The organism is Actinosynnema sp. NPDC023658, assembly GCF_040639995.1.
In the GTDB taxonomy this organism is placed as follows: domain Bacteria; phylum Actinomycetota; class Actinomycetes; order Mycobacteriales; family Pseudonocardiaceae; genus Actinosynnema.
Genome location: NZ_JBFAAX010000230.1, coordinates 1 through 8,806, shown reverse-complemented (window position 1 = coordinate 8,806; position 8,806 = coordinate 1). Strand labels below are relative to the sequence as shown.

Here is an 8,806-nt window from a genome sequence, read left to right as displayed (position 1 = left end):
GCGGCCCGCGGCGACCGCGTGCAGCAGGGCGATGGCGTTGTCCCCGGCACCGAAGGGCGGTCGGCCCTCCACCGCCGCGTACAAGGTGGCGCCGAGGGCGAACACGTCGGACTCCGGGCCCGGCTCGCCGCCCCGCGCCACCTCGGGGGAGAGGAACGCCGGGGTTCCGGCGAGCACCCCGGCCCGGGTGACGGTGACGTCCCAGGCCGCGCGGGCGATGCCGAAGTCGGTGATCTTCGCCGTGCCGTCGTCGGCCACCAGGACGTTGCCCGGCTTGACGTCGCGGTGCACGATGCCCGCCGCGTGCGCCGCCGCCAGTGCGGACGCGACCTGCGCCCCGATCGGCACGACCCGCTCGGCCGGCAGGGGACCGCGCGCGATCCGGTCGGCCAGGGTCCGCGCGGGCAGGTACTCCATGACCAGCACCGGCCTGCCGTCGTCCTCCACGACGTCGTGCACGGTCACCGCGTTCGGGTGCTGCAACCGGGCGGCGATGCGGGCTTCCCGCGCGGCGCGACCCACCGCCTCGACCGGGTCGGCACCTCCGGGCACCACGAGCTGCTTGAGCGCCACCACGCGGTCCAGGCGCTCGTCCAGCGCCTCCCACACCACGCCCATCGAGCCGGCGCCCACCCGCCCGCGCAGCCGGTACCGCCCGGCCACCAAGCGCCCCACGTCCATCACCAGCAACCCCGCCCTCCCGGCCGCGACCGGTCAACCTTACGCACCGGGGGCCGGCGCGGATCCGCCTCGACCACGCTCGGCGCCGCCGGCCGTCTAAGCCATTCGGATTACTCGAATGGTGCGGCCGCTCATCATCGTGTTTCCTGCCCCGCGTCACCAAGCCGTCACGGAACGTCAACACGGGGGTCTCGCCATGTCGCGCACGGCGCGTTGTCGGACGGCGGTGTCGCTGGTGGGCGCGGCGCTGGTGCTGGTCGGGGCGTGCACGCCCCCGGCCGCCGCCCAGCGGGGTCGGCCCGCGGGTGGGCGGATCGCCGTGCTCCAAGGCGACCGGCTGTACGCCAACGAGGGTGACGTGGCGGCGCAGTGGGTGTTCCAGGAAGAGGGTGTGGGCGACTACGACCTCTTCGGTGACCGGATCGGGGTGTTCAAGGACTGTGCCCTGCTGGTGAAGGAGGGCGGTGTCGGATCGGCGTGGCAGGTGGTCGCACCCGACTCGGTGACCGACTTCCAGTTGGAGGACGACCGGATCGGCTACCTCGACCGCGGCGCGCTGTGGGTGGTGGAGGGCGCGCTCGACGCCGAACCGGTGTTGCAGGAGCGGGACGTGCGGGCGTTCCAGCTGCACGGCGACCGGATCGGTGTGCTGAAGACCGACGGCTCGCTGCTGGTGAAGGAGGGTGATCCCCGCTCCGGCTGGAGGGTGGTCGACCCTGGTCCGGTGACGGCCTTCCAGCTGTCGGGTGATCGGATCGCCTTCGCGCGGGACCCGGCCGCGGGGGACGCCCGCGCGAACGGCTCGGAACTGTGGGTCAAGCAGGGCGATTTGAGCGCCGACCCGGTGTTCCAGGAGCGGGACGTGCGGAAGTTCCAGCTCTCCGGCGACCGGGTCGGCGTGCTGAAGACCGACGGGTCGCTGCTGGCGAAGGGCGGCGTCCTGGAGCCCGGCTGGTTCACCGTGGACACCGACTCGGTGACCGACTTCCAGCTCGACCACGACCGCATCGCGTTCACCGAGGGCGGTTCGCTGTGGGCCAAGGAGGGGCCGCTGGACGCCGGGCTGGTGCACCAGGAGGACGGCGTGTCCGCGTTCCTGCTCGCCGGTGACCGGGTCGCGGCGCTGAAGGGTGGCGCGCTGCTGGTCAAGGCCGGCGGCCTGGGGCTCGGCTGGCACACCGCCGTGCCGGCGTCGGTCACCGACTTCCGCCTCGTCCCGCCGCCGCGAGCGGCCGGCCTGGTGACGTTGGCGGACCTGAAGGCGATCTTCGGCTACCTCGGTGACGAGCGCCTGATCGAGGAGGGGCTGCCCAGGTTGAACGAGGAGATGGTCGCGGGCCGGATCGACAACCCCGCGCGCATCGCCGCGTTCCTCGCGACCCTGCGCGGCGAGAGCGCGTTCCGCTACGACGCCCAGGAGGTGGGCAACCCGAGCACCTACCGCGGCCGCGGGTACATCCAGCTCACCGGCTTGGCGAACTACGAGGCCGCCGGGCAGCACCTCGGGCACGACGTCGTGGCCGCACCGGACGACGTGGCGACGATCGCGTGGAGCGCCCCGGTGGCCCGCTACTACAGGACCGTCGCCCGGCCGAGCACCAACGACTACGCCGACGCCCTCGACATGGGCGGGGTCAGCCGGAACATCGGCTACGCGAACCCGGAGCGGGAGGACCCGCGGCGCTGCGCCGACTTCAAGGAGGCGTTGCGCCACTTCAACGGCGGCGAGCTGCCGCCGGGCACCATCACCTGCAACCGCCACTGACCGCGGTGCCCCGACCTGCCGCCCGGCCGGGGCCGAGGTCGCGGGACCACGACCGATTGCCGCCGGCGGGCCGCAGCGGGATCCCGCACGGTGGTCCGCATGATCCCGTCAGCGACGAAGCACACCACGTCCGTGCTCAAGGGCATGTACGCGGCCGAGGCCGAGTACCTCGCGGCAGGTGGTCCGGGGAAGGCGGAGTTCGCACCGCTCGCGCCCTTCTTCGCGCCCGACGTCGTGGTCCACCAGGCCGACGCCCTCCCGTACGGGGGAGTCTGGCGCGGTCACGCGGGTGTGGAACGGTTGTTCCTCGCGATGAGCCGGACGTGGGACGTCTTCGACATGGTGGAGCAGGCGTTCCTCACCGACACCAGCCCGGTCGTCGTCCTGACCCACGTGCACGCGCGCGCCGCCGTCACCGGTCGCGAGCTCGACTTCCCGATCCTGCAGACGATCACCGTCGAGGACGGTCGCATCACCGAGGTCCGCCCGTTCTACTGGGACACCGCCGCCATCGTCGAAGCCTGCTCGTCCCGCTGACGGCGGCTGCGCGGGTTGGTGGGGGAGGCTCAGCCTGCGGTCCACGCGAGGTAGACGGTGGCGGTCGCGTCGCGGTCCTGGAGCGGGTTGTGGAAGCGCACGACCTCGGCGTCGACGCGGGCGAACCGGTCGGTCAGCGCCGCGGTGTAGGCGTCGTCGGGCGGTTCGTTGGACCACAGGGCGAACACGCCGCCGGGGTGGAGGCGGGCGGCCAGGCGGCGCAGGCCCTCGGGTTCGTAGAAGTCGGCGTTGTCCGGGTGCAGCAGGTGCCGGGGCGAGTGGTCGATGTCGACGACGATCGCGTGGAACAGCCGGTCGGGCTCGGTCGGGTCGAGGCCGCGGTCGGAGCGGGCGAGCGCGAAGAAGTCGTCGTGGACCAGTCGGCAGCGCGGGTCGGCCGCCAACTCCCGCCCGCCGGGCAGCAGGCCTTGCCGGTGCCACTCGATGACCTCACCGAGCGCGTCGACCACGAGCACCGAGCGCACGTCCGGGTTCTCCAGCACGGTCCGCGCGGTGTAGCCGAGACCGAGGCCGCCCACGACGACGTCCAGCGGTCCGGCCAGACCGGCGAGCGCCAGGCGGGCCAGCTCGACCTCGGAGACGGTGAACAGGCTCGACATCAGGAACTCGTCGTTGAGCTTGATCTCGTGGACCTCGCGGTCGAACATCGGGTCCCACCGGCGGCGCAGGACCAGCTCGCCCAACGGGGTCCGACGCCAGTCGAGCTCCTGGAAACGCGCACTCATCGGGCTACCTCCGGGTCGGTGCCCGGCGGTCGCGGTCGGGCACCGCAGTGGACCGCGGGCACGCGGCGAGCGACCATGGTGACAGCACGACCGGAACCCCGGTGACGGCGGGACCTCGCGGGCGGCGTCAGCCGTGCGCGCGTTGCGCCGGGTCGGGCACCTGGGCGACCAGCTCCTCGGGCGCGGACAGCCGCCAGGCCTCGAACACCAGCTCGGACAGCTCGTCGGCCTCGATGCCGGACAGGTAGACGACGACCCAGCCGAAACCGCCGGAGGTGAACTGCTCCTCGAAGACGTCCGGCCGTTCGGCCACCAACGCCTGCTGCTCGGACAGCAGCTGCTTCAACCCGACGGTCTGGGTGCGCGGCCAGTAGTAGCCGAACCGCTTGCCGCGCACGCTGAAGGAGCTGTACTGACCGCCCTCCGCGCGCACGACGTCGACGAGCGCGTTCACCACCCGCATGAACTCGTCACTGGTCACTGCCACCGCGGCCCCCACAGAACGTCCTACCCCGCAGTGTAGTTCTCGGCCCGCGACGGCACGGACCCGAGGGAGACCGCGGCCGCGACCACGCCGAGGGCGGCGAGCACGGCGAACACCGCCGAGTACCCGCCCAGCACCTCGACGAGGGCGGTCGCGACCCACGGTCCCACGGCGGTGAACACCAGCAGCGGGGCGTGGAGCACGCCGCTGAGCGCCCCGTAGTGGTCGGTGCCCCAGCGGTCGGAGACGGCGGTGGCCTGGAGGAGCGTGTAGGTGCCCCGGACGACGCCCGTCAGGACGGCGGCGGCGATCAGGGCGACCGCCGGACCGGGCACCAGACCCAGGAGCAGCGTGGTGGCGGCCGACGCCAGCAGCACGCCCGCCGTCCTGCCCCGCACACCGGTCCTCGAGACCAACCGGCCGTAGCCGAGGCGTCCGAGGAGCTGTCCGGCCCCGGCCAGGCCGAGCCCCCAGGCGGCGACCGCGGCGGACAGGCCGCGTTCGGCGAACAGCGGCACCATGGGCACGACGATCGCGAACACGGCCAGCGCACCCAGGCTCATGGAGACCACGAGCAGCACGAACGGGCGGCTGCGGACGATCGTGGTCGGACGGCGGGCGTCGGACGCGACCCGCAGGGCGGGCCACGGCAGGCGCAGCCCGACCAGGTGCGCGGGCACCGTGAGCACGCCCAGCACCGCCGCGAGCACCAGGTAGGTCTGCCGCCAGCTCAGGTGCGCCACCAGCACGCCGGACAACGGGGCGAACACCGTGCTCGCCAGCCCGCCCGCCAACGTCACGGTGGTCAGCGCGGTGACCCGCCGTTCCGGCCCGTACCAGCGGGTCAGCGCCGCGAACGCCGGCTGGTACAGCACCCCGGCCATGGCCACGCCGACCAGCACCCACCCCGCGTAGAACCACGGCAGCGACCGCGCGGACGCCACCACCGCCACCGCGCCGACGGCCACCAGCGATCCCGTCGTCATCACCAGGCGCGGCCCACGCCGGTCGAGCAGCCTGCCCACCGGGACGCCCACCACCGCGCTGACCAGCTGCGCCACCGAGAAGGCGCCGGTGACCGTCGTGCCGGACCACCCGGTGTCCACGCCGATGGCCGGCGCCAGCACGGGGAAGCCGTAGAACAGCACGCCCCAACCGGTGATCTGGGTCAGGCACAGCGCCACCAGCGCGCGGCGCGGCCCGGCGTGTCCCCTGATCACGCCGGACCGCGCAAGTCCTGCCCAGGCACGGGTACCCACTTCCATCGGCCTTGCTCGATCAAGCGAGGAGCAATGTATCGAGCGGCGTAGATTGAGACAACCATCGACGACCTGTGTCCCGTGACGACGACGCCGCTCGTGGCGGGCCTGGCTCCCCGGACGCCTCGACGTACGCCGGGTGGTTCGCCTGTCTTGCCGGGAGCGTCTGCTGCGCGTCGTGGCGACGCATCCGGGTGAGATCACGGTGGGTGCGTCGACGCGCTCCGCCGCCCGCTGGCACCCGGCGCACCGGCCACGATCGAGGTGCCGATGTGCGCTGCCGGACGGCCCGGGTGACACTGGGCGGGACACGATCCGTCTACAAGGGACGGTCGCATGCCGCTGCCCTCCGAGTCCGGTCTCCCCGAGTCGATCCACCCCATGCTCGCCTCGTCGGGACACCTCCCGACCGGTGCGGGGTGGGCGTACGAGTTCAAGTGGAACGGTGTCCGCGCGGTCGCCCACGCGTGCCGCGGAGGTGTGCGGGCGATGACCCGCGACGACGCGGAGGTGTCCGGGACCTACCCGGAAGTGCGAGCGCTGTCCGCGCTCCTGCGTGACTGCGAAGCCGTGCTGGACGGCGTGATCGTCGCTCTCGGTGCGGACAAGCAACCGGACCTCACCCGGTTGCGGAACCGGATGCGCGTCGCCCGACCCGGTGACGACCTGCTGGCCGGCGTGCCCGTCGTGTACTACGTGTTCGACCTGCTGCACCTGGACGGTCGGTCGCTGCTCGGCACGCCGTACTCGCGGCGGCGGCAGGAGTTGGCGGCGCTCGGGTTGGGCGGTCGGGCGGAGGTGCGCGTGCCGCCGTCCTTCAGCGGGGTGGACGGTCGGGACGTGCTCGCGGTGGCGGAGGACTACGGGCTCGACGGCGTGGTCGCCAAGCACGTCGCCTCGGGCTACGAGCCGGGACGTCGTTCGACGGCGTGGGTGGAGGTGCCGTTGGCCGGAACGCGGTGACGGTCCACCATCGGGGTTCGCCGGCCGGTCTTCCGATGACCACAAGGGATCCGGCGGTGACGGTGCCGTGGTCGCCGTGCGGGACGACCACGGGAATTGTCGGTGCCGCCTGTTAGCGTCCGCCCCGATCCGACGAACCGGGGGTGGAGTGGTGGACGACAGCGGGGACGACGCCGAGAAGGTGGCCCTGTCGATGTTCCTGGACGCGCAGCGCGGAGCCGTGCTGGCGATCCTCGACGGTCTCGACGCGGGAGCTCTGACGACGGCGGTCCTCCCCTCCGGGTGGACACCGCTGGCGATGGTCGAGCACCTCGGTTACGCCGAGCGGCACTGGTTCCAGGAGGTCCTGCTCGGCCGCGCGGATCCGTTGCCGTGGAGCGACCCGCCGCCGTTCACCACGCCGCGGTCCCCGGCGGAGGTGTTCGCCTTCTACCGGGACCAGTGCGAGCGGTCGAACACCATCCTCGCGGCCACCCCGCTGTCGACCGCGCCGGTCGGCCGTCACCCCGACCCGCTCGGCGCGGAGACCACCGACCTGCGCCGGATCGTCCTGCACGTGATCGAGGAGACCGCCCGGCACGCGGGCCACCTCGACGCGGTGCGGGAACTGCTCGACGGGAGGACGGGGCTGGGGCCGAGGTAGCGCCTGCGCCCTCGGTGGGGTGCCGTTCGGGCGCGTTCGGGCGGTTGTCGGGGCGGCGGACAGATGTCGTGGGTGCGGGGCCGATGCCGGGCTGCGGGCGGGTCGCCGGGGTGCGGGGCCGATCTTTGGCTGCCGGGCCGTTGCCGGGTGCGAGACAGGCGTCAGGCTGTCGGGCCGTCGCCGTGGGGCCGGGCAGATCCCGGGCTGCAGTCGGGGTCCGGGCCCGATGTCGGGCTGCGGGCCGTTGTCGGGCTGCGGGACCCGGGTTGGCGGTCGTTGCCTGCCGGGTCGTCGCTGGCCGGATCGGTGGTCGGTCGGCTCGGTCGTTGGGGGCGGTTGTCGCGCTGCGCCACGCGTCGAGCGCTCACGCCGGCACGGTCGGTGACCGATGTGGAATGAGTTGGCGCAGGACTGCGCTGGTGGGGCAAGGTGCTCCTGTCCGAGGCAGGTCGGCAGCACCGGGGAGGAACGTCAGCGTGAGCAGGGAGCACAACTACGAGGTCGCCGTGCGGTGGACCGGCAACACCGGGTCCGGCACGTCGGCCTACCGCGCCTACGGCCGCGACCACGACGTGGTCGTCGACGGCAAGCCGATGCTGGAGGGCAGCGCCGACCCGGCGTTCCGGGGCACGCCCGAGCGGTGGAACCCGGAGGAGTTGCTGGTCGCCTCGCTGTCGCAGTGCCACCTGCTCACGTACCTGTCCGTGTGCGCCCGCTCCGGTGTGGTCGTGACCGACTACACCGACACCGCGAGCGGGGTCATGCGCGAGGGGCCGGGTGGCAGCGGCCGGTTCGTCGAGGTCGTGCTGCGGCCCGAGGTGACGGTCGCGGACCCGTCCATGGTCGACAAGGCGGTGGCGCTGCACGAGGAGGCGCACGAGGCCTGCTTCATCGCGAACTCGGTGAACTTCCCGGTCCGCCACGAAGCGGTGGTGCGCCTGCAGACCACCTAGACCGCGTGCGCCTGTGGGCAGCACCGGCACTGCGGTGGGTTCATCCACGCGTTGCAGCGCAAGGAGATCGCGTACCGGGCGAAAGGCAGCCTCCGACCGCGCCGGGGGGAGGCAGCGGTCGGAGGCGGGTTCGAGGGTCGGTGCGGCGGTCGCCTCTCGGCGAGGTGCTCGACGCGGCTCCAGCCGAACGGTGTTCCGCGAAGGCGATGTGATGAGGCCCGGGGGACACGGACCGCACCGACCGTTCTGTACAACGGCGGGTCGCGGTCCGCTGTTCCGCAGCTGGACGTGCCCCTCGTCACCCGGCGAAGACTGCCCCGGCGAACGCCCGGAAGCGCTCCGGAACGTGATCCGGGCCCGGCGCGGTCACCTGTGAGGTGTCACCCCTCGTGTCCGGTCTTGACCGGTGGCTTCGCCGCGGACCGCGCGGTCGGATCCGGTTCGCCGCTCTCCGCGTGGTGCACGGGTTCGAGGATGATCTGCTGGGGACGGCGACGGGTCGCGATCAGCCACACCCAACCGGCCAGCACGGCGGCCCGGTTGCGCCAGCCGACGAGGAACGCCAGGTGGACGACGGCCCACGCCACCTTGCCCACCAGCCCGCGCAGGTGCAGGCCCCGGACGTCCGCGACCGCGTCGCCGGGGGAGATGGTGGCCATCGTGCCCAGGTCGAGGTAGCGGAACGGGCCGGGCCCGGGTTCGCCGGACAGCCGGGCCTTGATGACCCGGGCGACGTGGCGGCCCTCCTGGAGGGCGGGTTCGGCCACGCCGGGCA

The 8,806-nt window shown here is 73.1% G+C and carries 9 protein-coding genes and 1 pseudogene; 5 read left to right on the top strand and 5 right to left on the bottom strand.

All coding sequences use genetic code 11. The annotated features are described in order from the left end of the window. Positions 1-681: serine/threonine-protein kinase (locus tag AB0G02_RS21815; RefSeq protein WP_360797251.1), on the bottom strand; the 681-nt coding region annotated here is incomplete at its 3' end. Between the two features lie 196 nt (positions 682-877). Between AB0G02_RS21815 and AB0G02_RS21810 the strand changes: the two genes are divergently transcribed. Next, positions 878-2,446: a hypothetical protein gene (locus AB0G02_RS21810; protein ID WP_360797249.1), complete on the top strand. Its 1,569-nt coding sequence runs from the start codon at positions 878-880 to the stop codon at positions 2,444-2,446. 99 nt (positions 2,447-2,545) lie between these two features. Next, positions 2,546-2,983, top strand: coding sequence for a nuclear transport factor 2 family protein (locus AB0G02_RS21805; protein WP_360797247.1), 438 nt, complete (start codon positions 2,546-2,548; stop codon positions 2,981-2,983). Positions 2,984-3,012: 29 nt separating this feature from the next. On the opposite strand, the gene AB0G02_RS21800 is transcribed toward AB0G02_RS21805, so the two are convergent. The 3 genes from AB0G02_RS21800 to AB0G02_RS21790 all read right to left on the bottom strand — a co-directional run bounded on the left by AB0G02_RS21800 (position 3,013) and on the right by AB0G02_RS21790 (position 5,433). After that, on the bottom strand, positions 3,013-3,729 hold the full coding sequence (locus AB0G02_RS21800; RefSeq protein WP_360797246.1) for a spermidine synthase: 717 nt from the start codon (positions 3,727-3,729) through the stop codon (positions 3,013-3,015). Between the two features lie 127 nt (positions 3,730-3,856). Then, positions 3,857-4,216 (bottom strand): MmcQ/YjbR family DNA-binding protein, encoded by a 360-nt coding sequence (locus AB0G02_RS21795; protein WP_360797244.1) that lies wholly within the window; start codon positions 4,214-4,216, stop codon positions 3,857-3,859. 20 nt (positions 4,217-4,236) lie between these two features. Next, positions 4,237-5,433, bottom strand: a complete 1,197-nt coding sequence (locus AB0G02_RS21790; protein WP_360797242.1) for an MFS transporter — start codon at positions 5,431-5,433, stop codon at positions 4,237-4,239. A gap of 375 nt (positions 5,434-5,808) precedes the next feature. Between AB0G02_RS21790 and AB0G02_RS21785 the strand changes: the two genes are divergently transcribed. From AB0G02_RS21785 to AB0G02_RS21775, 3 genes are all read left to right on the top strand, one after another. Beyond that, positions 5,809-6,435 carry a hypothetical protein gene (locus tag AB0G02_RS21785; protein ID WP_360797240.1) on the top strand — a complete coding sequence of 209 codons (627 nt, stop codon included), beginning with the start codon at positions 5,809-5,811 and terminating at the stop codon, positions 6,433-6,435. A 151-nt stretch (positions 6,436-6,586) separates the two neighbouring features. Continuing rightward, complete coding sequence (locus tag AB0G02_RS21780; RefSeq protein WP_360797238.1) at positions 6,587-7,078, top strand: DinB family protein; 492 nt, start codon at positions 6,587-6,589, stop codon at positions 7,076-7,078. A 476-nt stretch (positions 7,079-7,554) separates the two neighbouring features. Next, positions 7,555-8,031 carry an OsmC family protein gene (locus AB0G02_RS21775; RefSeq protein ID WP_360797236.1) on the top strand — a complete coding sequence of 159 codons (477 nt, stop codon included), beginning with the start codon at positions 7,555-7,557 and terminating at the stop codon, positions 8,029-8,031. Between the two features lie 380 nt (positions 8,032-8,411). Here AB0G02_RS21775 and AB0G02_RS21770 read toward each other — a convergent pair. After that, positions 8,412-8,806, bottom strand: a pseudogene (locus AB0G02_RS21770) (NAD(P)/FAD-dependent oxidoreductase); the annotation flags it as partial.

Excerpts from the sequence above, each read along its gene's own strand:
- AB0G02_RS21810 (WP_360797249.1), top strand. The coding sequence starts at position 878 with ATGTCGCGCACGGCGCGTTGTCGGACGGCGGTGTCGCTGGTGGGCGCG.
- AB0G02_RS21805 (WP_360797247.1), top strand. The coding sequence starts at position 2,546 with ATGATCCCGTCAGCGACGAAGCACACCACGTCCGTGCTCAAGGGCATG.
- AB0G02_RS21785 (WP_360797240.1), top strand. The coding sequence starts at position 5,809 with ATGCCGCTGCCCTCCGAGTCCGGTCTCCCCGAGTCGATCCACCCCATG.
- AB0G02_RS21800 (WP_360797246.1), bottom strand. The coding sequence starts at position 3,729 with ATGAGTGCGCGTTTCCAGGAGCTCGACTGGCGTCGGACCCCGTTGGGC.